28 protein-coding genes are annotated in these 22636 nt (G+C 67.2%); 19 read left to right on the top strand and 9 right to left on the bottom strand.

Translation table 11 applies throughout. The annotated features are described in order from the left end of the window. Nucleotides 1–45 precede the first annotated feature (45 nt). Genes BN976_RS29230 through BN976_RS29220 form a run of 3 tightly spaced genes read right to left on the bottom strand, consistent with a single transcriptional unit; the run spans nucleotide 46 to nucleotide 3235 of the window. Complete coding sequence (locus BN976_RS29230) at nucleotides 46–753, bottom strand: hypothetical protein (RefSeq protein WP_051558632.1); 708 nt, start codon at nucleotides 751–753, stop codon at nucleotides 46–48. Continuing rightward, nucleotides 753–2327: a nicotinate phosphoribosyltransferase gene (locus tag BN976_RS29225; protein WP_084182438.1), complete on the bottom strand. Its 1575-nt coding sequence runs from the start codon at nucleotides 2325–2327 to the stop codon at nucleotides 753–755. The genes BN976_RS29230 and BN976_RS29225 overlap by 1 nt, the downstream gene beginning before the upstream one ends. Before the next feature lie 14 nt (nucleotides 2328–2341). Then, on the bottom strand, nucleotides 2342–3235 hold the full coding sequence (locus BN976_RS29220) for a phosphoribosyltransferase family protein (RefSeq protein ID WP_051558631.1): 894 nt from the start codon (nucleotides 3233–3235) through the stop codon (nucleotides 2342–2344). Nucleotides 3236–3368: 133 nt separating this feature from the next. Between BN976_RS29220 and BN976_RS29215 the strand changes: the two genes are divergently transcribed. The 5 genes from BN976_RS29215 (at nucleotide 3369) to BN976_RS29195 (ending at nucleotide 6134) form a co-directional block, all read left to right on the top strand. Continuing rightward, nucleotides 3369–4322 carry a hypothetical protein gene (locus BN976_RS29215; RefSeq protein WP_145978002.1) on the top strand — a complete coding sequence of 318 codons (954 nt, stop codon included), beginning with the start codon at nucleotides 3369–3371 and terminating at the stop codon, nucleotides 4320–4322. Nucleotides 4323–4385: 63 nt separating this feature from the next. Beyond that, nucleotides 4386–5180 carry a DNA adenine methylase gene (locus BN976_RS29210; RefSeq protein ID WP_145978001.1) on the top strand — a complete coding sequence of 265 codons (795 nt, stop codon included), beginning with the start codon at nucleotides 4386–4388 and terminating at the stop codon, nucleotides 5178–5180. Nucleotides 5181–5231: 51 nt separating this feature from the next. Continuing rightward, on the top strand, nucleotides 5232–5615 hold the full coding sequence (locus BN976_RS29205) for a hypothetical protein (RefSeq protein ID WP_036376599.1): 384 nt from the start codon (nucleotides 5232–5234) through the stop codon (nucleotides 5613–5615). Nucleotides 5616–5694: 79 nt separating this feature from the next. Next, nucleotides 5695–5898 carry a hypothetical protein gene (locus tag BN976_RS29200; protein ID WP_036376597.1) on the top strand — a complete coding sequence of 68 codons (204 nt, stop codon included), beginning with the start codon at nucleotides 5695–5697 and terminating at the stop codon, nucleotides 5896–5898. Beyond that, nucleotides 5898–6134: a hypothetical protein gene (locus BN976_RS29195; RefSeq protein WP_036376595.1), complete on the top strand. Its 237-nt coding sequence runs from the start codon at nucleotides 5898–5900 to the stop codon at nucleotides 6132–6134. Before BN976_RS29200 ends, BN976_RS29195 begins: the two co-directional genes overlap by 1 nt. 203 nt (nucleotides 6135–6337) lie before the next feature. On the opposite strand, the gene BN976_RS29190 is transcribed toward BN976_RS29195, so the two are convergent. Next, nucleotides 6338–7282, bottom strand: a complete 945-nt coding sequence (locus BN976_RS29190; RefSeq protein WP_036376592.1) for a helix-turn-helix domain-containing protein — start codon at nucleotides 7280–7282, stop codon at nucleotides 6338–6340. 255 nt (nucleotides 7283–7537) lie between these two features. Here BN976_RS29190 and BN976_RS29185 point away from each other — a divergent pair, with 255 nt between their 5' ends. Beyond that, nucleotides 7538–7780, top strand: coding sequence for a hypothetical protein (locus BN976_RS29185; RefSeq protein ID WP_036376589.1), 243 nt, complete (start codon nucleotides 7538–7540; stop codon nucleotides 7778–7780). A 239-nt stretch (nucleotides 7781–8019) separates the two neighbouring features. Here the strand turns inward: BN976_RS29185 and BN976_RS29180 are convergent, their stop codons facing one another. The 5 genes from BN976_RS29180 to BN976_RS29160 all read right to left on the bottom strand — a co-directional run bounded on the left by BN976_RS29180 (nucleotide 8020) and on the right by BN976_RS29160 (nucleotide 11824). Then, the gene (locus BN976_RS29180; protein ID WP_036376586.1) at nucleotides 8020–8595 is read right to left on the bottom strand and encodes a hypothetical protein; all 576 of its coding nucleotides are present in this window, start codon (nucleotides 8593–8595) and stop codon (nucleotides 8020–8022) included. 67 nt (nucleotides 8596–8662) lie between these two features. Continuing rightward, nucleotides 8663–9277 (bottom strand): hypothetical protein, encoded by a 615-nt coding sequence (locus BN976_RS29175; protein WP_036376583.1) that lies wholly within the window; start codon nucleotides 9275–9277, stop codon nucleotides 8663–8665. A gap of 53 nt (nucleotides 9278–9330) precedes the next feature. Next, nucleotides 9331–10620 carry a WGR domain-containing protein gene (locus tag BN976_RS29170; RefSeq protein WP_036376581.1) on the bottom strand — a complete coding sequence of 430 codons (1290 nt, stop codon included), beginning with the start codon at nucleotides 10618–10620 and terminating at the stop codon, nucleotides 9331–9333. A gap of 162 nt (nucleotides 10621–10782) precedes the next feature. Further along, entirely contained in the window at nucleotides 10783–11163 is a 381-nt protein-coding gene (locus BN976_RS29165; RefSeq protein WP_036376578.1) for a hypothetical protein, read from the bottom strand. Between the two features lie 307 nt (nucleotides 11164–11470). Continuing rightward, nucleotides 11471–11824 (bottom strand): hypothetical protein, encoded by a 354-nt coding sequence (locus BN976_RS29160; protein ID WP_036376575.1) that lies wholly within the window; start codon nucleotides 11822–11824, stop codon nucleotides 11471–11473. Nucleotides 11825–12229: 405 nt separating this feature from the next. On the opposite strand from BN976_RS29160, the gene BN976_RS29155 reads away from it, so the two are divergent. From BN976_RS29155 to BN976_RS29095, 13 genes are all read left to right on the top strand, one after another. Beyond that, a complete protein-coding gene (locus tag BN976_RS29155; protein ID WP_036376572.1) occupies nucleotides 12230–13591 on the top strand; it encodes a hypothetical protein in 1362 nt (453 codons plus the stop codon). Between the two features lie 96 nt (nucleotides 13592–13687). Further along, complete coding sequence (locus tag BN976_RS29150) at nucleotides 13688–15721, top strand: toprim domain-containing protein (RefSeq protein WP_036376569.1); 2034 nt, start codon at nucleotides 13688–13690, stop codon at nucleotides 15719–15721. 15 nt (nucleotides 15722–15736) lie between these two features. Beyond that, a complete protein-coding gene (locus BN976_RS29145; RefSeq protein WP_036376566.1) occupies nucleotides 15737–17875 on the top strand; it encodes a DNA gyrase subunit A in 2139 nt (712 codons plus the stop codon). 24 nt (nucleotides 17876–17899) lie between these two features. Further along, nucleotides 17900–18673, top strand: a complete 774-nt coding sequence (locus BN976_RS29140; protein ID WP_145978000.1) for a YdcF family protein — start codon at nucleotides 17900–17902, stop codon at nucleotides 18671–18673. Between the two features lie 137 nt (nucleotides 18674–18810). Next, the gene (locus BN976_RS29135) at nucleotides 18811–19104 is read left to right on the top strand and encodes a hypothetical protein (RefSeq protein WP_145977999.1); all 294 of its coding nucleotides are present in this window, start codon (nucleotides 18811–18813) and stop codon (nucleotides 19102–19104) included. A 1-nt stretch (nucleotide 19105) separates the two neighbouring features. After that, nucleotides 19106–19375, top strand: a complete 270-nt coding sequence (locus BN976_RS29130) for a hypothetical protein (RefSeq protein ID WP_036376560.1) — start codon at nucleotides 19106–19108, stop codon at nucleotides 19373–19375. A 121-nt stretch (nucleotides 19376–19496) separates the two neighbouring features. Then, on the top strand, nucleotides 19497–19838 hold the full coding sequence (locus BN976_RS29125; protein ID WP_036376540.1) for a hypothetical protein: 342 nt from the start codon (nucleotides 19497–19499) through the stop codon (nucleotides 19836–19838). 2 nt (nucleotides 19839–19840) lie between these two features. Beyond that, nucleotides 19841–20695, top strand: a complete 855-nt coding sequence (locus tag BN976_RS29120) for a hypothetical protein (protein ID WP_036376867.1) — start codon at nucleotides 19841–19843, stop codon at nucleotides 20693–20695. Then, on the top strand, nucleotides 20695–21003 hold the full coding sequence (locus BN976_RS29115) for a hypothetical protein (protein WP_036376538.1): 309 nt from the start codon (nucleotides 20695–20697) through the stop codon (nucleotides 21001–21003). The genes BN976_RS29120 and BN976_RS29115 overlap by 1 nt, the downstream gene beginning before the upstream one ends. After that, on the top strand, nucleotides 21000–21416 hold the full coding sequence (locus BN976_RS29110; protein ID WP_051558629.1) for a hypothetical protein: 417 nt from the start codon (nucleotides 21000–21002) through the stop codon (nucleotides 21414–21416). Before BN976_RS29115 ends, BN976_RS29110 begins: the two co-directional genes overlap by 4 nt. Further along, nucleotides 21413–21931: a hypothetical protein gene (locus BN976_RS29105; protein ID WP_036376535.1), complete on the top strand. Its 519-nt coding sequence runs from the start codon at nucleotides 21413–21415 to the stop codon at nucleotides 21929–21931. Before BN976_RS29110 ends, BN976_RS29105 begins: the two co-directional genes overlap by 4 nt. Nucleotides 21932–21933: 2 nt before the next feature. After that, complete coding sequence (locus BN976_RS32215; protein ID WP_051558628.1) at nucleotides 21934–22287, top strand: DUF6283 family protein; 354 nt, start codon at nucleotides 21934–21936, stop codon at nucleotides 22285–22287. 21 nt (nucleotides 22288–22308) lie between these two features. Then, complete coding sequence (locus tag BN976_RS29095; protein WP_036376532.1) at nucleotides 22309–22596, top strand: hypothetical protein; 288 nt, start codon at nucleotides 22309–22311, stop codon at nucleotides 22594–22596. Nucleotides 22597–22636 lie beyond the last annotated feature (40 nt).

The raw sequence follows: 22636 nt of genomic DNA, 5'->3' as shown, positions 1-22636 counted from the left end.
ATTCATGCCCAGGTGCCTCTCGGCGTGAGAGCATCCGACCGCCGGTCATGGTGCCAACACCGCGGCGGCATCGTCGACCGGGACGTTGAGCCGCACCAGGGTGCGCAGCCCGCCAGCGGCCAGCGGTGTCGACTCGTGCAGCATGCGTGCGTTTCCAGCCCAGCAGTGCCCCGCGGTGAACACGACCTGGTCGAGACCGGTGACGTCGATGTGCGCGCAATCGCCGCCGTCTGCCGGCTCACCGGCTGCCTCGCCCGCCCAGCCACGTGAGGCCGTGACATCGGAGGCCAACAGGATCAGTTGGTCGGACTCAACAAGCTCTCCGCTGTGCGTCGGCACGATCGAGCGCACCAGGCCGTGTCCGCCGCCCGGACGCTGGGGCGCGGCGCGGTGGGCGGGGTTCCACGGCGTGGTCCTGTGCCCCGGCGGTCGCGGGTCGACGACGTGTGCTCCGGGTGCGAGGCGGTGCCCGCCGTGGTCATGTCGACGCAGTGCGGGCTGCCACCACCCATCCACGTGCGCTCCGGGCCGCCGCTGCGTTGCCGCCGCGTCGACGTAGGACTGGTCGATCATCAGGTAGACCTCGCGGTCGGTGACGAGCCCATCGAGCATCTCCTCCACGGTTTCGCGCCAGCGCTCCAACCCCACTGGCAGGCCGTCTCTCTGGAAGAACGGCACCATGTACCGGCGCTCGCCGGTGTATTCGGGTAAGTCGACGGTCCCCCGCCTCTGGACCAGACTGTTGATCGTCACTAGATGCCCGCCGCGAGCATGGGGCGCATATCAGCGGCCGCTTCGAGTGTGTCCGCGGTTCTCGCGTGCCGCATCCAACTGCGGCGCAGCTGCGCCCGTACGTCGGCCAGTGACGCGCCCGCCGCGATGAACTGGCCGTCGTCGAAGACGGTGCGCAGCCGCGAATTCGCCTCCTGATCCGCGCTGGCCTGCTGCACGAGCGCCAACGATCCGTCCATCCCCCCGAGCACCGCAAGCCGACCTTTCGCCGAGCGCTTTCCGGCACCAGTGGCGGGATCTTTGAAGATGTCGCGCCCCTGCCCGTCGACCTGCACCCACGTTGCTTTCACCGCCAGCGAGAAGGTGTCGCGGGTGACGAACTGGTATGTGAAGCTGCCGAATCCGAAGACGGGGACCGTCGAGGCATAGCCCTGGCGCATCAGATTCGCCGTAATCGAATCAGCGCGCTCGGTGGTGATCGAGTCGCCGTAGATGGCCCCGACGTGCGGATCCAGCTCTTTGAAACCCGCCGCGTTGGGCCCAGTGGTGCCGAACGTCTCGGCGAGCAGGTTGATAACACCCTTACGCTGCGGGCTGCCCGCAGCGGCGGCCGGATCACCGCACAGGATCAGCTCCGGGTCACCGGAATCCGGGCGGATGACCAGCTTCCCGTCGCGAGCCATGATCTTGTCTTTGAGCTGCGGCAGAAACTCAGTCAGCACCTGGAACAGATCAAACGAATCCGAGACAACCGAGACGATGCCCGTGGGGTACAGGTCCAGCAACCGCTCGAAGGTCGCCAGCTCTCCGTCACGGCCGCCCGCTGTCATCACACTGTGCTCAGTCGCGGGCACCGATCCGCCGATAATCGTGCCCGCCGGCGAACCGGGATAGAACCGGTCGATCCAGCCCAGAGCCGAGAGCGAATCGGTGCCCGTGAAGCTGAGCAGGTGCGCGGCACCGGAAGCTGCCGCTGCTGCCATCCCCGCCATCCCGCGAGCAGAGAAGTCGTGGCCCTGCCAGTCCACAGCTGCGGTGTCGGCACCGCTGGCGATAGCGCGCGCGTCGAGCAGGCAGCGGTTACGCCAGGCGATGGTCGCCGAGGTGATCGGCTGCCACAGTGCGGCGGACATGTCGGTCTCGATGTAGTTGGTGAGCCAGAAGAACCGTTCATCGGTGTTTTCGACGGTCAGGTACGGGATGCCGATCGGGGTGACCGTCCCCTCGGGCAGTGCCCGGAACCGCAGCGGCAGGCGACCGTAGCTGTGCAGCTCCCGGATGTGCTCGGAGCCAACACCGTTGGGGCCGACGATGTCGGTGACGCGCTCTTCGTAGGCGCGGCACACGGCGTCGATGTCCGCGGTGAAGAACCGGTCCCAGCGCTCAGTCAGGTCGAGCAGGTAGGCCTGCAGGCCGAAGAATACGGTCCAGTCGAGGTCAGGGATGCGGCTACTGCGGGCCGTCAGGTTGGAGTAGACGAACTGGGTGCCGGTCGTGTACTGGCGGCGGTGGTCCAACTTGTAGGCATCTGTGTCCATGAGAACAGCCAGTGCAGCGCGGGTTTCGGCGGTGTAGTCGGCCGGGATGTAGGTCATGGTGGGTCTCCTGTTCAGTGAGCCGCGACGGGTGCGGCGAAGTGGGTGAGGGCGTCGAGTACAGCGGGCAGCAGCGGGACTGCGCGCACCTCGGGCGGCAGAGCGGCGGGTTCACTGGGGGCGGTGGTGTCCGCCGCGGTGATCGAGACGTAGTGCGTGGCCAGGTTTTCGCGCCAGCGGCCGGTGAACAGCCCGTGGGTGATCCAGAGGTGCAGCTCGGCTTTCGGTGCCGCCGCGGCGATCACCTGCGCGAGTCCGGCAAAAGTGCCGCCACCGTCGCAGATGTCGTCGACGACAAGGAACCGCCCTGCCCCGATTCCGTCGGGTGCGGTGAAACCGGAGAGCTTGCCGGTGGCGGCGTCGCGTGCCTTCCCTGCGGTCAACAGGGGGACCCCGAGCACCCGGGCCACCGCGCCGGCGCGGTCGACGGCGCCTTTGTCGGGGGCGATCACCGCGTCCCATTCCCAGTGCGCGCCCATCAGTGTGGATCCGCCGATCAGGTCGGCAGCAGTGATGGTGTGCACAGCGGTGTCCCACCCGGTGTGCTCGGCCCATGTCGGTGAGTGCGGGTCGGCGCAGATCACGTGACCGATCCCGGTAGCCGCTGTCAGCCGCGCGGAGACCTGCGCGTCCGCGGTCGGGTCGTGGTCGCCGCGAGCGGAAGGCAGGTATGGCATCACCAGGATCGGCGCCGCGATGCCGCTAACAGCGGCATGGAACGCCACCCACTGTGCCAACGCCGCGTAGTCAAGGGTGCCGCCGGCATTCCAGGCGACCGGAACAGAACCAGCCGGGGCGGGCTGCAGGTGGCGCACCGCGATGTCACCGCCGGGATAGGACTCCACTGCACCCGCTGCGGGGTAGAACTGCCGTGTGTCCCGATTGAATGTGTGGAAACTCAGGCTCATTGCTGCAGCGTATCAGAGATACGGGCATAATTGCCCGTATCTCTGCCGGATCGCCACGATCGCCGGCACTGCACCGACACGGGTGGCGCACCCCGCCCCGCACCCTGATACGGATCAGGAACAATCCACCGGCATGAGTTCCCCCTACGACACTGCCTGGCTAAAACTCCGCCACGTCGGCGCCCATGGCGGAGCGGTGGCACACCGTCCGGAGCTGACAGACCTCGGCCTCGATGATGTGCACAGCGTCTGTGACCGCGTGTGGGCCTACAGCCGGAGCGATTTCGAGCCCGACCCGTTCACCGATCTTCACACCAGCCAGTGGCGCGAGACGTGCGCGCTCGCAGGATCCATGGCGGAATCGCTCATGATTTGCGCAGCGACTTTGGTCGAGGCGTCCTGGCACGCGAAGCTGATAGAGCAGGAACGCGAGCCAGCGGGCATGGCGATCGCGCAGCGATTCCTGGCGGACGCGGTCCTCGACACCGCCGTCAGCATCGGGCATCGCCTCGTGAACTTCGTCGTTCGAGTAGCGCGGACTGACGCTGAGATCCAGGCCGTGCTCGGTGGCATAGCCCGTTTCGAGCAGCTCGGTCCCACCTACCAGCCTTTTGTCACTGACGATGAAAAGGCGTGGCTCTCCATCAGCGAGAAGACGCTGGCCTCCCTCCGGTCGAACCTGCCGGCTATTCACCGACCAGCTGTTGACCGGCTTGATCGGCTGCGGACGTCACCGGAATGGTCTGCTGTGATGGACATCCGCGGCGAGAACGCCCACCGTTGGCGCAAAGAGCACGAGGCCGTGCGCGGCGTTGATGCGCAGTCAGGATTCGCGGAGAACACGTACGACCACGCCGGCAATCCCAACGGGATTCGAGTCTCGGCGACGGCGCGCCGCCATGTGGCTGGCGACGGCCTGACCGCGCGCACCACAGACGTGGCCCTTCGCGCCATACCAGTAATCGCCGCTGCTGTGGACGAGACTGTCGCTGAGACGGCACAGAACCTCCATGCGCTCACCGGCGGCCGGATGGAGTTGCGCATCGACCCCCAGGGGAGGAGCCGAGAAATTCGTCGGCTGATGTAACCCGCCCGGGCCCGTGCGCGCCGCAGGCATCGATCGCCGTTGCCCCGCCGAATACTCCGCGCGGTGTCCATCCCCACAGTTATGCCCCAGCAGCCCGCACTCCTGCGGTATCCGGGGGCGAAATGGACGCTAGCGCCGCGCATCGTGGCGGAGTTCGGCCAGCACAGCCACTACGTCGAGCCCTATTTCGGGTCTGGAGCGGTGTTCTTCACCAAGCCACCGTCGCTACACGAGGTTTTGAACGACATCGATGGGGAGGTGGTCAATTTCTGGCGAGTTCTGCGCGAACACACCGAGGATCTGTGCTGGGCACTGGAGACCACGCCGTGGTCGCGCACCGAGTACGAGGCCTCCACTGCGGCCGCTGATGATCCGGTAGAAGCAGCGCGGCGGTTCGCGGTGCGGACCTGGCAGGCCCATGCCGCTGTCCGCTCGAAGGTGACCGGATGGCGCAACCGCGGTCCGGCGCAGGCTCGGGCAGGGATGTCGCAGCGATGGCGCAAGGTTCCCGCGCAGCTGCAGGCCGTCGCTGCTCGCCTGGCCGACGCTGAGATCGAGAACCGTGACGCGCTGGAGGTCATCGAGCGGTTCAACCGCCCTGATGTGCTGCTTTACGTCGACCCGCCATACCTGCGCCAGACACGCACCGCGAAGCTCTATGCCCACGAAACCGACAACGCCCATCACGAGCAGCTGTTGGCGCAGCTGCGAGAGCATCGCGGCGCCGTCATCCTCAGCGGGTACGCGAGCACCCTGTACGACACTGCGCTCGGAGATTGGGAGCGGATCACGCTGCGGGCGCCGAAAGTCGAGAAGGCCGCGGCTCGCGACGAGGTGCTGTGGGTGAAACGAAGCTGAGCATTCGCGCCGCGTTCCCCAGCCGGGTCACCGGGCCGACAACCTGCCGCCATGGCCATCGATCACGACTCTGCTTCCGCCGACCTCCTGCCCGGCTGGGAACCCGTTCAGTCCGCTCTGAACTACACCAATGGTCGACCACATTCCGACACGGAACTCACACGCCGCGTGTGCGCCCACAGGGAGTATGTGCTCGACGAGAGCGGCCGTGTCCGGACCGGATCAGGAGAGTTTGTCGCTGAATCCATCACACTCCTGGCGGAGGCGCTGAGCGCCGCCGGGGTGCTTCGAAACTGGGGGCTGCGCCGCGTCATCGAGTGGTCAGTCTTCGATGAGCGTTCCGCGTTGTTTCTGCCGGTGGGGATGGACGCTCCGCACGTCCCGCATGAGGACTGTCGCGGGCGCTGCCGTTGCCGCGACGGACACACTGACTGACCCGAACGCGCCGCGCACCCGCCGCTGCGGCACCCGCTGTCACTGTCTCGCTCCGACACCCGAAACGAGGAGTAGACGAATGGTCGATGTGTTCACGCTGAAAGTCGGCGACAGAATCCGTGAGATCGGTAAGGAGCATGTGCTCACCGTGTCGCGGATCGACCCACCGGGGTCGGCTGGCCGGGCGCACCGCCATGGTCCGAGCATCAGCGCCCACATCCGACCGGGCGGCTACGGAACCTCGTTCGACGCCGAGACCGCGGACCGTTTCGAGAACGCCTGATGTCGCACCCGACCTACGACGAGGCGCTGACCTCACTGCGACGCATCGGGGCCGCGCACGCTGACACCGCCGGTCAGATCGCAGGACTGTGCTCCTCGACCCTGCAAATCACGTGCGGGGCACTGTCGCCCAAGCTGGTCTACGAAGGGGCGATGAAGCGGGGGCTCACCGCCAAAGAGTTCAGCGCGATGATGTCGACCGACCCGCACGCCGTGTCCGAGTTGCAGTGGCTGTGAGCGCCACGGGTCGTGTCACGCCCCCTTGCTTGGCTGACCTGACCCACGGACAAACACCCGCGGTGCATGACCACCAGCCGGTGAGGCCCACGGTGATTCACCGGCTGGTGCGCGCGTCAGTGCCCCGGTGCAGTCGCCCTGCATGGTGCACCGGCGCGGTTCATCGTCCGGTTGCCCTGGTGCATCGGGGCAACCGGGGCGAGTCAGACGGAACAGTCCTGATTCACTTCCCGCGCGGCGCGGATGATGCGCTGCACCGTGCTGTAAGACAGACCGACCTCCGCAGCCACCGGCCGGCTCGATGCACCAGAGGCTGCGCGCACCAGCACCAGGTGCACCGCTTCCAGTGGTGCAGTGGTGCGCCCCATCTCGATCAACTGATGCGCGATCTGCAGAGCCCCGTCAGCACCCAGAATCGCCGCGTCGACCGATTCATCAGTAGCTGACGCGCGCACCATCTGCGGTGCACCGGGTGAATCACCGCTGGTCAGCGTGGTTGCACCGCGCGTCGATGCCGACTTTCCGTGGTGCATGGCTGGCGCCGGTGCACCAGCTGATGCGCCACCAGGCAGCTGTGCCGGCGCACCCGGTGCAGCCAGTGACGCACCGTTGACACCCGCGGGGGCGCCCAGCGCAGCTGGACTTGGTTCACCGGTGCGCACCGCCGATGCATGGATCGACTCCTGTGCGTCGCGGTGCGCGTCATCGGCCTGCACCGGTGCAAGGGTCGGTTCATCGGTGCGAGCGAGCACCACCAGACCCAACGTCGCCACCGCGATAAGCCCGTCGAGAATCAGTGGGAAGAGCGCTGCATCGGCGCGGCTGTATCCGTACTGCACCGCCAGTGCGCGCTGCGCCTCGAAGCTGAGTCGGAAGGCCGCGGTGGTGATCGCGGCGACCGCAGCCAGGAAGCACCAGTAGACGATTCCTCGGGTGGTGATGCGCGACCACATGCCCGTGAGGTGGGTCAGACTCAGCAGCGCCAACGGCGGCAGCGCCGCGGCGATCACCGGTCCGCCGGCCTGGAGCACGCCGCGATGCGTCGCGGCCTGGGCGATGTTGCCGGAGATGCTCGCCACCGTGGCGAACACCAGGATCGTCCACAACAGTCGCTTAGTTCTGCGGCGGTGGGACACCTCGGGGTCCATCACGCTGCTCCTCTCCCGCCGGCGGTGCCGACTCACGTTGGGACCAAAGTTGCACACCAGTGAGGCAGAGTCAGGCACACGCGCCGACCTGTCACGTCCTTCACCGTGTCGGCCCAGGAATGCTCATTGGAGCGCGTCACGGGAGGGTGCCGCGGTGCCCGCTCTGTCCGCGTGTCCCCGCGCCGCCGACGTCCGGGCGGCGGGTCTCACCGCATCCTGTGCACTCCCCGACGGAAACCGACCAGGAGTGCAGCAGTGGGCGAACGCTACGAACGCAACGACATCCCCGACCTGTCAGCGATAGGCGGACAGTGGGACCCGCGAGAGCCCCGCAACCACGGTGGCGACTACGTAGTGCCGGGCAGATTGGTCGCCGTGCTGCCTGGCCGGAACTGGCCCAACACTCCCGAGCAATGCACGGCTGGGCACCTCGACACAGAATGGATCCACGACGGGCAAGTGCTGCTGTGCACCGGCTGCGGCATCGACGCGACCTGATCGTGAGCCATGCCCGGTGCGACAACTGCCAGTTCAGTTGCGACGAAACGCAGCTTAACGACGTCCGCGACCACAGCTTGCGTGTCGATACTGACGGACCCGAGCCGGCCGGCGAGTGCCCGCGGTGCGGCGCCCTGGCCTACACCGACTGATGGCTCCCGGTCGGTGCGGACCCGGCAGCTGCGGGTTCTGGAACCCCGCGGTGAGTCCGCAGGTCCGTGCGTCGTCAGGTTTGAGCCCTAACCGATGACATGGGCAGCGGCCCATGCGCCGTCGCGGGTGCGGGCTTCGCACACCGCGCCGGTCTCGTCGAAGCCGAGAAACAGCAGCCCCGCTTGATCATTCTCATCTGCTGCGATGACGCTGCTGCGGCGGCCGTCACCGGTGACAGCCGAATCGTCAAGCACGGTGTAGATGCATCCGAGGTGCGCAATTCGGGAACCCGCCAGCCCGATCTTCCGTGGCGGCGGCGGAGGCGGAGGCGGGGGTTGCGCCGCGGCGGGGACAGATGCCGGCGCGGTCCTCGCGCGCTTGATCAGCCATCCGGAGGCACCGAGTGCCACGGCTATGAACGGGGCGGCCTTGCCCCACGAGTCACGGTCGCCATCGACGAGCTTCTGCACAAATGACTGATTCTCGTGGCGCTCGTACTTCGCACGCTGCGACCGGCACAGCTGCGAAGCGGCGTCCGTCGCCCCGCTGATGGCGTAGCACTGCGGGTCTTTCGGCGACGGCGTACAGCCGGCGAGGCACACCAGCGCCGCTCCCGCAGCGATCACAGCTGCGATCCGCAGCGGTAGCCGCACGGTGCTCATGACCGCGAACGCTACCGCGACCTGTCCACGTCAGCCGCAGGGGTGTCACGTCCCGACCGGCTCCGAATCAGGCAACGACGATGTGCGCAGCTGCCCACGGCTCAGCGCCGGTGGCCGCCTCGAAGATGCGGCCGTTGGTGTCGAACCCGACGAACAGCAGTCCGACCCGGCCGTGTGCGTCGAGGGCTGTCACCGCGGCCCGCCCTCCGAAGCGACGTGCCGGATCCATTGCTGGCGCGCTGTCATCGAGCACGGTGAACTGTTCGCCTCGCAGCGTGACGTGTGTGCCAACCAGGGGCCGCAGCGGGCGCGGCGCGGGGCCGTCGTCGGTGTCCGCATACCCGGCCGTGGGATACCGCTCATCGCCACTGCTGCCGTGGCGCCCGGCGATCAGACCGAAGATGCCGACACCCAGCAGAGCTGCGCCGAACAGCGTTTTGGTCGCGGCGATCCACTCGTCGCGGTCACCGTCGAGCAGCTTCTGCGCCGTCGAGCGGTTCATGGCCTCGGCGTAATCGGCATGTGCGAGCCGGCACGGTAGCTCGGCGTAGTCCGCGATACCGGGTGTGGGCTCGCACATCGGCCGCTGGGGCGCGGACGTGCAGCCTGACAGGCACAGCACGACGAACCCTGCACCGACCGCGGCGGTCAACCGCGCCAAGAGCGGCCTCGTTGCGTTCATGGCGGCGAACGGTACCCATCAACTACGCCGACGACCGATGCCGACGCGGGTGCTCAGCGGAACTCGCACAGGTGGGTGAGCCGGATCTGCTCGGTGTTCCACACGACCATCTCGTTGTTGCGCACCCCGCAGTGGCCGCCGCGGACGAACAGCGAGTCGAACCCGCGGCCCTTGTCGTCCTTACCCGTACGCGAGCGGGACACCAACGCAGAGCCGGAAAGGGTGGTTTCAGAGCGGCATTCGCGCCCCATCACCACATCGGCCAGGAACATCATCGGGTGTCCGGCTCCTGCGCGGCTGCGCTGCCCGGGAGCGCAGCCGATCGCGTAGTTCAGACTTTTGGTCGACTGGTCCGAGAAGTAGACGCCGTCACCGAACATGCGACCGGTGGTGTTGTAGGCGCCGGCAGTCGAGGGCGGGCAGATCAGGCCGGTACGCAGGATGGAGAGCACGTTTCCGGCGGTGGTGCCGTGCCAGAGGATGCGGCTGTGCTTGAGCGCGGCCTTACGTGCATCCCAGGCCGGTTTCTGCTCATCGCGCAGTTCCCACACCCGGTGCAGCGTCAGCCGGTTGGCATCGTGCATGGCGTTGCGTGACTTCTCGAAGCGCGCGGCGATCTCGGCGAAACCGGGTTCGCCCTGCTTGATCTCGACCATGCTGTGCCGGAAATGAATCGGCTGCGCGTCGGCGGCTGTATTCGTGGTGGTCGCCGACATGGTGACTGCGGACTCAAGGGCGTCGAGCAGGTCATCCTGGTCGCGGCACCAGCTGCGTGCGACCCAGTCTGTGGCCCGCACGCTGGCGATCTTCTGCGGGATGAGCGTCAGATAGCTCTCCACGGCTGGGCGGTCGTAACCCTTGCGCAGGGTGGCCAGTTCGCGCCGGGCGCGGGCGATCTGGGCCAGCGAGACGGGTCCGAGCGCGGTGGTCACTGCACCGGTGTCGGACACCGCGATCCGGCCGCCGGTGGCGGTGTCGATGGCGTGGCGGTTGGCGCCGATCAGGTGGGAGACCAGATCTGCCGACCCACCCGCCACTCCGAGCAGCGCAGCTGTCACCAGCTTGTGCAGGTCAGGGCGGTTGGTGGGAGCAGCTGTACCGGCGCGATCGCTGGTGCCGAACTCGACGTAGCCTTTGGCCAACTTCTCGTTCCGCTTAGCGGTGAAGCTGTGGTGGCCGGGGTAGACCCGAGACTGGGCTCCAGCACCGACGCGCCCCCATCGAGCCAACGTGTTGCCATCGGGCAGCTTGGACAGCTCGTAGAACTTGTTGTGGTTGACCCGGGCATCGACCTGAATGAGCATCACTGTTTCCAGTGCGTTTGCCGGTGCTGGGGTGGTCATTTCAGCGGTCTCCTTGCTGCCGTCTATTCTCTATTTTAGAGAATACAACAGGGGGTGACAACCTCCATCGACGCCCGCTGGGGACCGGAATTGCTCACATCACAACATCATTCGGAACACGGCAATCGAACGGGTGGGCGCGACGCCCACTACCCCGTCGCGTCAACCGACAGGAAGACCCACTCGCGCGCCGGTCAGCTCCAGCACATCCTCGAGCGCCGACGCAGCGGAACGGATCAGCTCTGCGCGCGTATCAGTGGGGCCGTCGCTTCTCGCCAGGGCATCGATACGCCCTTTCGTCTCCTGCACTGCTATCCCCGCCAACCGCAGCGCAGCGGCAGTGTTGGCCCCGCCCACCTTCGCCACTGGCCGGACGCTGCGGGCGTGCAACCACTCCTGCACATCGGCGTCCAATACCGCCAGCACGCCGGTCGCGGCACCGTTGCGCGGAGCGTCGGCGTTCTTGGCGTCGAGCAGCTCGGCCAACTCGATCAGCCGGCGGCCATCGGCCACCGGCCAGTTGCCGTCTATCACCTCTCCCACTCCGGCCGGTTGAGCCGGATCAGGAGAGACAACCGCGAGCCCCGGAAGCACGGCGGCGCCAGGCACATGCGCTTCGCCCGCGCAGCCTGTGAGGCATACCAGAACCGCGGCGATCGCCCATCCCGTGCACGTCGCCTGCCATCGGCTGCTCATCACGCAAACCCCCCGGAGTGTTCGTTCCTCAGAAATTTCGGGACGTAGGCCACCACGTAACCGCGGCGTGTAGCTGGTCCGCCTGGGCGCCACACGCTGCGGGTCCGGTCAGCAGCGGAGGTGAAGCGTAGACCGGACCCGCGACAGGCCGATGCTAGAACGTGAAGTCATAGAACTCATCACGGGCGCCAATCATGAGCACAGCACCTTTGCGCATCGGTTCGCCTTTACGCGCCCAATTACCGTTGCGGCGCAGCGTGTAGATGTCGATCCGCGCGTCAGGATCGGGGGTGTATTCGTAGCGCTGGCCGCCGTCGGTCGGACCGCCACCGTCCACTCGGCGGGCGAGGTCGCGCTGGACGCCCACCTCCTGGCCGTCCCCTGATACCGACACCACCGTTGCGGCATGGCGATCGGTCCAGCTCAGCATCGTCGCTCCGATGCCGACTTCGGGGCGATGACTGCGCGAACCAGCGGCGACCAGGTTACTCAGGCTTCCGAACTGCAAACTTACTCCTCCGTAGGATTCTCTATTTTAGAGACTGTCATACCGGCGAGCGGCACACAACACGCCGAAGAGCGCCGCACCGCTGAGCAACGTTGACGCCGACCCTCCGCGCTACCGTGCGCCGGAGGGGACCGTTCCCCGCCTACATCACCTCACCGACGGAGGAGAAGCCCATGTGCCGCATCGGAGGCCGCCGCTGCCCACGACACCGTTCCGCCCAGCGTGACCGTGAACGCCGAGTCGCCATGCGGACCTACCGCGCCGATGTCAGCGCTGCTGCTGCTGAAGTAGCTGGACCACACACGCTCGAAGTGATTGCCACGGCGCCCACCTCGGCGCTGGCCGCTTTGGCCACCGAACTGGGGCTGAACCCGCACACCATCTCCACTGTCCCCCGCGGCCCGTGTGAATCACGACATCGCCACGACACTGCGCGCGTTCACCGCCGCGCGAAACGCCGACCTCGCCGAATCCGCTGCGGCCGCGGCTGCTGCTGTCACGTCCTCGACTACGGGGAGTTTGCCACTGCGGGTGCCGGCCCCCGGACAGGAGCCGTCGGTCGCCGTGCTGGCCAAGGTCGGGCTGGACACGTTCGCCGCACCCAACCTAGCCGCCCAGATCAACAGCGCCGGCGGACCGCATGCCAGCGCAGCTGAACTCGATACCGTCGACGCCGATATTCGCGAGAAGCGCCAGCGCTATGTCGACCTGTGCGTCGCCGCGGCCCGTGCTCAGCGCCGCGATGTCGACCCCGACGAGCTGCAGAGCTGGCGCGACCACGAGGCGGCCGCGCTCGCCGAAGCCGAAGGCCCGGGCCAGTCAACATCGCAGTCAACCTCGCGCTCAAAGTCACGCTCAAAACCCCGATCACATGTCGACTTCCGCACCGTCGACGGCGATGAACTCTCCCTGCCACTGAGCAACGTGCGTGAGGTAACCGCCGCCTACGGCCGTCTGACAGGCACCACCGACATCGGAGCGACCCACTTCGCCGACCCGGACGCCGCCGATACTGCAACGGCTTTCGCCGCTCACCTCGGAAACTGCTACACCCCCGCCGAGGCGATCGGCGCCGACAACTGGAACAGCTATCTCACTCGCGCCAAAGGGGACATCGAAACAGCACGTCACGCGGTCGCTGAGGATGCTCTCGAACTGTCGGAATCCGCCGCGCTGAGCTATCTCACCCGGCTTCCCAGTGATGATCCGAAACATCGCCCACTTGAGTACCGCAACTCCCGCGGCCTGGACAAGGTGTGTTCCCCTGATCTGGCACACCGCATCGAGGTGGTCGCCAACGGCTGGATGGCCGACACCGGCGCGGCGTGGGCGGAGTTGCCGGCCGCAGACCCCGGGCCCCGCCGGATTCTGATGGACACACTGCTCGAACCGCGCCACATCATCACCGGCGACCCGTTCGATCACTACGACCTTCCCGCAGGCGTCCCCGGATCGGGCGGCGTCTACGGCCCCGAACAAGGTGCCGTCGAAGAGATTTCACGCGGGGTGCGCGAGCTGCGCAACAGCTCTGCACCGGTCGCCGAGGCCGTCGCCGATGCCATCTGCGAAGCCGCTCACCGCACGCGGGAGTTGCCGTCCGGGACGCTGGCCCAGCGCACCGAGCGGCAGTGGCGGCTGGTGGAGCTGGCCGAGGCCGCCGAGCGGATGGCACTGGACCCGGACAACATCAAAGACGTGACAGTGGTGCCGTTCGATGACCCCAACCAGATGGCGCTCTTCGATGGCGACGCCCAGGGCGCGGCATGACCGGCGTGTCCTCGCGGCGCAGGCTGCCCGGCACCAGCACGACTGGCATGGTGCCCACCACCGCTGACACACGTTGACTGGGAAGGACTACCGCAGGTGAGCTACACCGCCTCCGACATCACCGAACTCGACGACGTACAGCACACGCGGCTGCGCCCGGCGGTGAACCTCGGCCTCGACGCCCTCAACACCGCGCTGCGCGAGCTGGTCGACAACGCCATCGAAGAGGTCTCCGTGCCGAGCCACGGTGGATCCACCGTGGCAATCACGCTGCACGCTGACGGCTCGGTGACCGTCGCCGATGACGGTCGCGGACTGCCTGTCGATTCCGACCCGGTCACAGGCAAGAACGGCATCGTCAAGACCCTCGGCACCGCGCGGGCCGGCGGCAAGTTCTCTGCTCACGCTGACGCGGCGGCCACCGGCGCTGGTCTCAATGGCATCGGTGCCGCCGCGGCGGTGTTCATCTCCAAGCGCGCGGATGTGACCGTCCACCGCGACGGGAAGGTGTATCTGCAGAGCTTCGGCGACGGCTACCCCGGAGTGTTTTCGGGCACCGGGTTCGACCCGGACGCCGATTTCCTGCGTGTCGACACCCAGAAGTTGCGCGGCAGCGGAACCTCGGAACGCACCGGCCACGGCACCGCGGTGCGCATCCTGTTCGACCCGGCGGTCGCACCGGACTGCTCCATCGACATCGCCGAGGTGTTGTTGCGGGCCCACGCCGCGGCGCGCATGTCCCCCGGTGTGCGCTTGCGCGTCCTCGATGAAGGCTGGCCGCTGGGCGTGATTCCGCAGGCGCTCGTCGCACCATTCGATGGTCCGTGGGGCACCGATGCGCTGCTGGACCTCATGTGCACCGCGTCGGGCGGCGTGCGGCCCGATCCCCGCATGACGATCGAGGGACGCGGCGACTATACGACCGGACGCGGGTCGACACCGTTCCGGTGGTCGTTGACCGCCGGTCCCGCCGAGCCGCCCGTCGTGTCCGCCTTCTGCAACACCGTGCGCACCGCCAACGGCGGCTCACACCTGTCAGCAGCGGTGAAGGGAATCTCCGAAGGGCTGGCCGACCGCGCGTCGCGCATACGCGACCTCGGTCTGGCCAAAGGCGAAGACGGCCCCGAGGCGCAGGATTTCGTCGCGGTCACATCACTGGCCGTGGACACCCGTGCCCCCGACGTGGCCTGGGATTCGCAGGCCAAGACTGCCGTTTCGTCGCGCTCGCTGAATCTGGCCATGGCGCCCGATGTCGCCCGCGCCGTAGCGGTGTGGGCGGCCAATCCCGCCAACATGCCGGCCATCACCGTGTGGGCGAAGATGGCACTGGAGGTCGCCCGCGCACGCCGCAGCGCCGAAGGCGCAAAGGCCCGATCCCGAGCCGCATCGAAAGCCAAAGGGCTGGGCACCAACCTCTCATTGCCGGCCAAGCTGCTACCCAGCCGCGAAAGCGGTCGCGGCAGCGGCGCCGAACTGTTCATCTGCGAGGGCGACTCCGCACTCGGCACCGTCAAAGCTGCGCGTGACGCCACGTTCCAGGCGGCGTTCCCGTTGAAAGGCAAGCCGCCCAACACGTTCGGCTGGACCTCGGCCAAGGCGCGCACCAAGGACGAGTTCGACGCGATCGAGCGAATTCTCGGCTGCGGGGTGCGTGATCGCTGTGATCCCGAGGAATGCCGCTATGACCGCATCCTGTTCGCCTCCGACGCCGATCCCGACGGCGGCAACATCAACTCCAGCTTGATCTCGATGTTCCTGGACTTCTACCGGCCACTGGTGGCCGCCGGCATGGTGTATGTGACGATGCCGCCGCTGTTCGTGGTCTCCGACGGCACCCGCCGCATCTACTGCCAGGACGAAGCCGAACGTGATGAAGCCGTGGCCACACTGCGCACAACGTCGAGGGGCAAAGTCGAAGTGCAGCGCAACAAAGGCCTGGGCGAGATGAACGCAGACGACTTCTGGAACACCGTGCTGGACCCCACACAGCGCAGCGTCATCCGCATCCACCCCGACGCCACGGCTGCCGACCTGCACCACGTGCTGTTCGGAGGGCCGCCGGAAGGCCGCCGCGACTGGATGGCAGCAGCAGCGGCCCGGATCGACACCGCCGCACTGGATCTCGACTAAGGAGCCGTCACACCCGTGAGCACCACACTTGAGCAGAACCCGGATCTGGTCCACGACCAGTCCGCCGAGGACTACTGGAACCGCTACCAGCTCAGTTTCGCGCTGTACAGCGTCAGCGACCGCGCGATCCCCTCGGCCTACGACGGCCTCAAGCCTGGCCAGCGCCGACTGCTGTACCAGATGTACTCCTCGAACCTGTTGCCCGGAAACAAGCCTCAGAAGTCATCGAAAGTCTGCTCCGCGGTCACCGGCAACCTTCACCCGCATGGCGGTGCGGCGATGTACGGCGCAGCGGCGCTGCTGGCCGCAGAGTTTCAGCGCGTCAAGATCATCGACGGACAGGGCGCATTCCCGCGCATTCAGGGCGACATTCCCGCGGCCGACCGCTACACGGAGATGCGGCTGTCAGCCGCCGGCGCGGCACTGACTGCGGAATTGTCCGACCATGCGGTGCCGATGGTGTCGACGTTCGACGGCGAATGGACCGAACCCGTCGTCCTGCCGGCGCGTTTCCCGGTGCTGCTGTGCAACGGCGCGGTAGGCATTGCCGAAGGCTGGGCGACCAAGGTTCCGGCACACAATCCGCGGCAGGTGATGGCCGCGTGCCGGGCACTGCTGGCCGACCCGGACCTCTCCGATGACGCGCTGATGGAACTGCTGCCGGGCCCCGACTGGGGCTGCGGAGCCTCGGTGATCGGCTCGACTGGCCTGCGGGAGTACGTGACCACTGGGCGCGGCTCATTCACCGTGCGTGGATCCCTGACCGTGGAGGGCCGCAATGTGGTGATCACCGAACTGCCACCAGGCGTGGCCAGTTCCACCGTGCAGGAACGTATCCGCGCACTCGTCGACAGCGGCGAGCTGCCCGGCGTGGCGGACCTGTCGGATCTGACCGATCGGCGCAACGGCCTGCGGATCGTCGTCAGCGCCAAGCGGGGCCATGACCCGGCCGACGTGGCGACTGCGCTGCTGTCACTGACACCGCTGGAGTCGACGTTCGCCGCGAGCCTGGTCGCGCTCGACGAGAACCGGGTGCCGCGGTGGTGGTCCGTGCGCGAGCTGGTGGGGTCATTCCTGTCGCTGCGCGACTCGGTGGTGGTGCGTCGTAGCGAGCACCGCCTGGAGAAGGTCGCCGCGCGCCGGCATGTATTAGCTGGCCTGCTGTCGGTGCACGTCGACATCGACGCGGCTGTGGCGGTCATCCGCGGATCCGACACTGTCGATGCCGCTCGCGACGGGCTGTGCGCGCGGTTCGGCATCGATTCCGGACAGGCCGATCACGTGCTGGCGATGCAGTTGCGGCGCCTGACCAGACTCGACGTGCTGGAGTTGCAGACCGAGGCCGACCGGCTCGCGGCTGAGGCGGCGCGGTTGGAGCTGCTGGTGTCCTCGCCGGTGGAGCGTCGCGCCGTCATCGACGCTGAACTCGTCGAGACCGCGAAGTTGTTCGATGGGCCTGAGTTCGATCGCCGTACCCGTCTCGAGTTCGACGCGGTGCCGGTCTCGGGTCACGGTGGCGACGAGGACGGTCCCCGCGAACGCAAGCTCAACCCGAACTGGCGTCTCGATGACCGAGGTGTCTTCTCCGACAGCCACGGCGATCTTCTCAGCGGTGGCGCCGGGTGGGCCGTGTGGTCAGATGGCCGAGTCAAGTTCACGACGGGCGCGGGCCTGCCGACCAAGATCCGCGACATGCCGGTGGCCCCGGACATCACCGGGCTGCTGTGCTCGGGGGTGCTGCCCGAGGGGGTGCATCTGGCGCTGGTCACCCGGTACGGCAAGGTGCTGCGGATTGACCCGGGGACGGTGAATTCCCAGGGTGCAGCAGGTAATGGCGTGGCGGGGGTGCGTTTGAGCGCCACTGACGCCGACGACGCGGTGATCGCCGCACTGCCGATCCGCGACTCGGCTGACGCGGCGCTGCTGTCGACTTCGGAGAAGGGCTGGAAAGTCACTGCGTGCACTGACATCCCGGTGAAAGGCCGCGGCGGGGGCGGAGTGGGCTTCCATCCGTTCGTCTCCGGGGAAAAGACCTTGGTCTCGGTGCAGGTTTCGGCCGCCGGGTTCGTCCGCGATGGAAAGGCGGTACGCGCCCAGCCCCGCGCCAAGGCGACCGTGAAGGGAGTCCCTACCGGTGTCGAACCCGCGAACTGACGAGTATCTCCGCGGGAGAGGGACGTGACACGCGCAGGTAGCGGCGGCCGCATTCGCCCGATTCTCGGTCCTCGCCGGGGATTGGCCGCCGCGGCTCTCTCGATGGCGGTGCTGCTGGCCGCCGCCTCGACGGCGCACGCGGAGTCGACGATCGCCGCGCTCACCGATGAGGCGTTCGCGTTGCAGGCCGCCGGCGACTCGATCGGCGCCCAGGCCGCCGTAGACCAGCTTCCGGTAGAGCATGCACGCCGCACCGCCGCGGTGATGGGTGATGTCGCGCAAGCGCTGAGCTTCCCGCTCACCGACCAGGTTCCGGTGGGCATCGCGCCCGGGTCCGTGGTCGTCGTGCTCGGGTTCGGACTGCTCGATGACGGCGGTCTGCGCCCCATCTTGGTCGAGCGACTGGAGAAAGGTCTGGCAGTCGCCGCCGCTTACCCGCACATGCCGGTGGTGGTCTCCGGCGGCAATCCCCGCGGTGGGCGGACCGAGGCCGAAGCGATGGCAGCCTGGCTCATCGACCGCGGCCTAGATCCTCTACGGATACACCAGGAGTCGACCTCGGTGTCCACGGCCACGAACGCACTCCAGACCGCCGAGCTACTTCGCATCGCCGGTCTGGGCCCCGGTGCGGTGCTGGTCACCTCGTCGAATCACCTACGCCGTTCGGTCGCGGATTTTCTCACCGCGGGGATCACGCTGCAGGCGGTGCTGGCTGCTGATGGCGCTGCCCATGGCCCGCCGAGCCCGCAGGAGCTGTCGGGAATCTACGCGGATGCCCGTTCGGTGGCGGGGATCTAGCACCCGGTTCGCACCTGTCGGCTCGTCACGCTATTCTCTATTTTAGAGATTGAGGAGTCTGGATGTTCACGGATCGAACTCGTCTCGCCGTATCCGGCGACCTGAGCACCAACGGCGTCCGTACAGACTTGGGCGCAGTGACCACCGACGCGCGGTTCCACCCGCAGAAGCCGTACCGCAACGGAATCGTCGTCTACGCCAAGTCCGTCTGGGGCGGGAACGGTTTCGGCAACGACATCGCGCGTGTGGCCGTGCGAGACGGCAAGGTTGTCGCGGTCTACGAGTCAGCATTGACCCACCAGATCGCTCGGGTGGCCGGACAGGGAGACATCATCTCCGACGGACAGTTCTACGGCCACGGCGCCAACCGCCGCTGGTTTGTGACTACCACGGCCCTAAACAAGTGGATCGCCAGGGTGAAAGGACTCTGACATGGACGCACAGACCTGGATTCTGGAGATCCACCACCGCCACGGCAGCGACATCTCGGCGCACACCAGCGAAGCGCGCGCACAGGCCACGCTGACGGCCTATGTGGACCAGTGGTGGGCCGAAGTCGCCGGCGGCGAGTACGACGGTGACGGCCACACGCTCGTCGTTCCTGCTGACCCGCCGGCCGACGCGGACAAAGCAGTGGCGATCTACTTCGCGGCACATCCCAGTGAGTGGTTCGACATGCACGAGAGCGTGCTTGTCGGATGAACCCGCCTTGCCGCCGATGCGGACATCTGGGCAGGTGCCGAATGTGCCTGGCAGATCCTGAATTCAAGTTCGACTCCGTCTCCGACCCGGCCGACGACCACCCCGCCGAGAGGCGGTAAACATGTCCAGCCCGTTCTACGACGAAGCCGCATTCGACGCGGCGTGGCACCGGGGAGTCCAGCTCGCCGGACCCCGGTACTTCTACGCCTCACACCACAGCGACGAGCGCACGTCGAAGTGGAACTTCTGTCCGAACTTCGACCGCATCAGCGACGCCCTGGGCGTGCTGTCGACCGGCGAGGCGGTGTTCCTGGCCGCCATGTACAGCTTCTACAACGCCGACGACGGTGCCGTGATGCTGACACGGCTGGGCGCCGGCAGTGCGGGCGCGGTGGCAGCCGCACTCGACGAGCAGCGCCGACGCGTCATCGCGGACCTGACCGTGTCCTACGCGGGGTGGTGAACATGACTGTCGCCGTGCGGCTGTCCAATGACAAGACCCTGGTTCCGGTGCGGCTCGCCGCCGGTGAGTCCGTTCGGGAGTCGGCCACCGTGCACGCCGCGAGCGGCTTCGTAGTGCTGGAGGCCGGGACTACAGGCTTCACCGTGGCCGGCCCGGCACGCACCGAGACGACGCGGACCCTGTTGCGCTTCGAGCGCATCGCTGCTGTCGTCGAACTGCCCGCCATCGTTGGCACCGAGCAGCAGATGGCCCGACTGCGGGCCCGATGGGAGAACGTCGATGCGTTCTACCGCCGAGTCGAGGACAGCAACCGCACCACGCACACCCCGGAAACGGTCTATGACCTGGCGCAGATGCGCATCCTCGGCGTCGACACCGACGACATCCCGGCAACCGCTGCGGGATGGACGCCGGCCCCGGACTACCTCGGCATCCTGTCCCCGCTGTCGGCCCTGGTCCCCGGAACGCTCAGTGGCGTACCGGATCTGGTCGCTGGCCAACTCGACATTCCCGGTGTCCGCGTGCAGGTGCGCAAACCCACGTGGAGTGCCACGGAGACCACCCTGATCGCTGACTTCTCGGTCCCTTTCGCCGATGCGCGCACGAAGCTGGTGAAGAAAGATCCGCTCAACAACCGGCGCAACGCCAAGCGCATCCCGGTTCCCGACACGAAGTATGTGCAGCTGTCCGAGCAGGTTCCGGTGGTGCTGACCGCGCAAACACTGGCCCAGGCCCACGAGCAGGTCGAGCAGATCGTCCAGAACATCCGAGCCCGCATCGCTGAGCCGGCAGCCGTGTGCAACCACTGCGCAGGCGCGGGACTGGTCCTCGCCAATGGCGTGCGGGAGAGACACTGATGGTCACCCTCGCGCAGGCCCGCCGCTTCATCGCCGAGCACGGCGTGTGGCTCAACGCGATCGGTGACACCACCGGGGGCTGGACAGCGGTGGCCCGCGAATACACCACCTTCAAGCACAGCAACGTGTACTTCACGATCACCGTCGTCGACCCCGACGGCGGGCTGTGGCAGTACCTGATCGGTGAATCCACCTACGACGGAGTCGAAGTCAGTGGTGACCCTTACCCTGTCACCGCCGTGACCCAGAGCAAGACCGTAGTCACCTTCACACCCCGCCTCGTCCCCCGGACCCAGGAGAGCACATGACCGACCGCATCGGATTCACCGGCACCCGCACTGGGATGTCAGCTGCGCAGCACGCCTGGCTGCCTTCGGTCTTCCCGCCGGGCACACCGCTGCATCACGGCGGGTGTGTCGGCGCGGACGCGCAGATGCACGTGTTCGCATTTGAGCGGGCTCCAGACACTGACGCCGTGACGGTACATCCGCCGATCAATCCGCGCCTGCGCATGCCGTATGACCCGCGGGCGCTTTGGCTGCCGGCCAAGGACTACCTGGACCGTGACCGCGACATCGTCGATGCATCCACGTTGCTGCTGGCCACACCCGACGGTCCCCGTCGCAGCGGATCGGGCACCTGGTACACCATCGACTACGCCGTATCGATCAAGCGCCCGGTGCTGGTGTGCTACCCCGACGGCAAGGTTGATCCGCTGTGAGCGGCCATGTGCTGGTGATCAGTCTTGACGACCACCGGCCCGGTCCGGTACATCCGGAACAGCACATCTTTCCCGAGCACCCCGACGAGCGCGACTACACGATTGTGTGCACTGATCCGCAGCGCTGCGAAGGCTGGACCGCATGCCCTGAGCCACACGAGTTCGACGGCATCTCGGCGGCGTGCGGCCCGCACAGCTGCGACTGCCCAGACGGTCACCCGAACTGTCTCGGCGAGGGACCCGGCGAGGGCGGAAACCGGCCGCGCCCACCATGGTTCGACCGGGAGGAGTTCGACTTTCACGGCGTCACCCATACCTGGCGCAACGGGTGGGGATGGACGGTCCCCTACCGCGGCTGCATCGTCGCCGGAATCGATGCAGAGTGGCCCGAGCAGATCGAACAGACACCGACGGGAGCCTGGGAAATCGACGAAGAGTGGGTCGACGAATCTGACTGCTATCTGAGTTTCACCACCGCGCCGCCCACCGCGGTGGATCTCGCCACGGTGGTCTGACGGTGGCCGAAGCAGCGTCCGAGATTCCACACCGGCAGCAGCCGTGTGCCAACTGTCCCTGGCGCCGCGACTCCCCCGCTGGCGAGTTCACATCTCAGCGCTACGAACAGCTGCGCTCAACGGCGGGAATGCCGGGCGCGGAAGCCGGTCTCGACGCGCCGATCTTCGCCTGCCACAAGACGGTCCCCGGCCGCGACCGTGCCTGCGCCGGCTGGCTGGCGGTAGCCGGCTCCACACATCTGGGAGTGCGCCTGGCAGTGGCGATGGGCCGGTTGCCTGCCACGTCGCTGGCCCCGGGCCCGGACTGGCCCGAACTGTTCAGCAGCTTCGACGAGATGGCGGAAAGGAACCGGTAGTGCACCGCTACCGTCTAGGTCATGCAGCTGCGGCACATCTGTGAGGTCTGTGGCACCGACGCGGTGCTGGACTGCGAGGCTGCGCACGCCGCCGGCTGGGACTACCCGCCACATATGGGGGCGTTCACCATCGTCAGCGCCCGCACCTGTCCGAATTGTCCGATCCAGCAGACTGTCTGGTGGGCACTGGTAATTGACGGATTCACCACAGACATGTTGACCGACGCCCAGCGCACAACTGTCGCACGTATCCTCGGCGAACCTGCCTCGATCGCGGTGCCTGAATCAGGCGACGAAAACGGGACGTGACACTGCCCCGCCGACAGCGCCGTGCGCGCCGCGCGAGCCC

Origin of the sequence: Mycolicibacterium austroafricanum, from assembly GCF_000612725.1 — a bacterium.
Classification (GTDB): Bacteria; Actinomycetota; Actinomycetes; order Mycobacteriales; family Mycobacteriaceae; genus Mycobacterium; species Mycobacterium austroafricanum.
Note: the sequence above shows the minus strand (reverse complement) of the source record. Positions and strands in the feature narration are given on the sequence as shown.

Coding starts and splice junctions, on each gene's coding strand:
- BN976_RS29215 (WP_145978002.1), top strand. CDS start 3,369: ATGAGTTCCCCCTACGACACTGCCTGGCTAAAACTCCGCCACGTCGGC.
- BN976_RS29195 (WP_036376595.1), top strand. CDS start 5,898: ATGTCGCACCCGACCTACGACGAGGCGCTGACCTCACTGCGACGCATC.
- BN976_RS29130 (WP_036376560.1), top strand. CDS start 19,106: ATGGACGCACAGACCTGGATTCTGGAGATCCACCACCGCCACGGCAGC.
- BN976_RS29200 (WP_036376597.1), top strand. CDS start 5,695: ATGGTCGATGTGTTCACGCTGAAAGTCGGCGACAGAATCCGTGAGATC.
- BN976_RS29125 (WP_036376540.1), top strand. CDS start 19,497: ATGTCCAGCCCGTTCTACGACGAAGCCGCATTCGACGCGGCGTGGCAC.
- BN976_RS29175 (WP_036376583.1), bottom strand. CDS start 9,277: ATGAACGCAACGAGGCCGCTCTTGGCGCGGTTGACCGCCGCGGTCGGT.
- BN976_RS29225 (WP_084182438.1), bottom strand. CDS start 2,327: ATGACCTACATCCCGGCCGACTACACCGCCGAAACCCGCGCTGCACTG.
- BN976_RS29190 (WP_036376592.1), bottom strand. CDS start 7,282: ATGGACCCCGAGGTGTCCCACCGCCGCAGAACTAAGCGACTGTTGTGG.
- BN976_RS29095 (WP_036376532.1), top strand. CDS start 22,309: ATGCAGCTGCGGCACATCTGTGAGGTCTGTGGCACCGACGCGGTGCTG.
- BN976_RS29120 (WP_036376867.1), top strand. CDS start 19,841: ATGACTGTCGCCGTGCGGCTGTCCAATGACAAGACCCTGGTTCCGGTG.
- BN976_RS29220 (WP_051558631.1), bottom strand. CDS start 3,235: ATGAGCCTGAGTTTCCACACATTCAATCGGGACACACGGCAGTTCTAC.
- BN976_RS29205 (WP_036376599.1), top strand. CDS start 5,232: ATGGCCATCGATCACGACTCTGCTTCCGCCGACCTCCTGCCCGGCTGG.
- BN976_RS29115 (WP_036376538.1), top strand. CDS start 20,695: ATGGTCACCCTCGCGCAGGCCCGCCGCTTCATCGCCGAGCACGGCGTG.
- BN976_RS29170 (WP_036376581.1), bottom strand. CDS start 10,620: ATGACCACCCCAGCACCGGCAAACGCACTGGAAACAGTGATGCTCATT.
- BN976_RS29110 (WP_051558629.1), top strand. CDS start 21,000: ATGACCGACCGCATCGGATTCACCGGCACCCGCACTGGGATGTCAGCT.
- BN976_RS29180 (WP_036376586.1), bottom strand. CDS start 8,595: ATGAGCACCGTGCGGCTACCGCTGCGGATCGCAGCTGTGATCGCTGCG.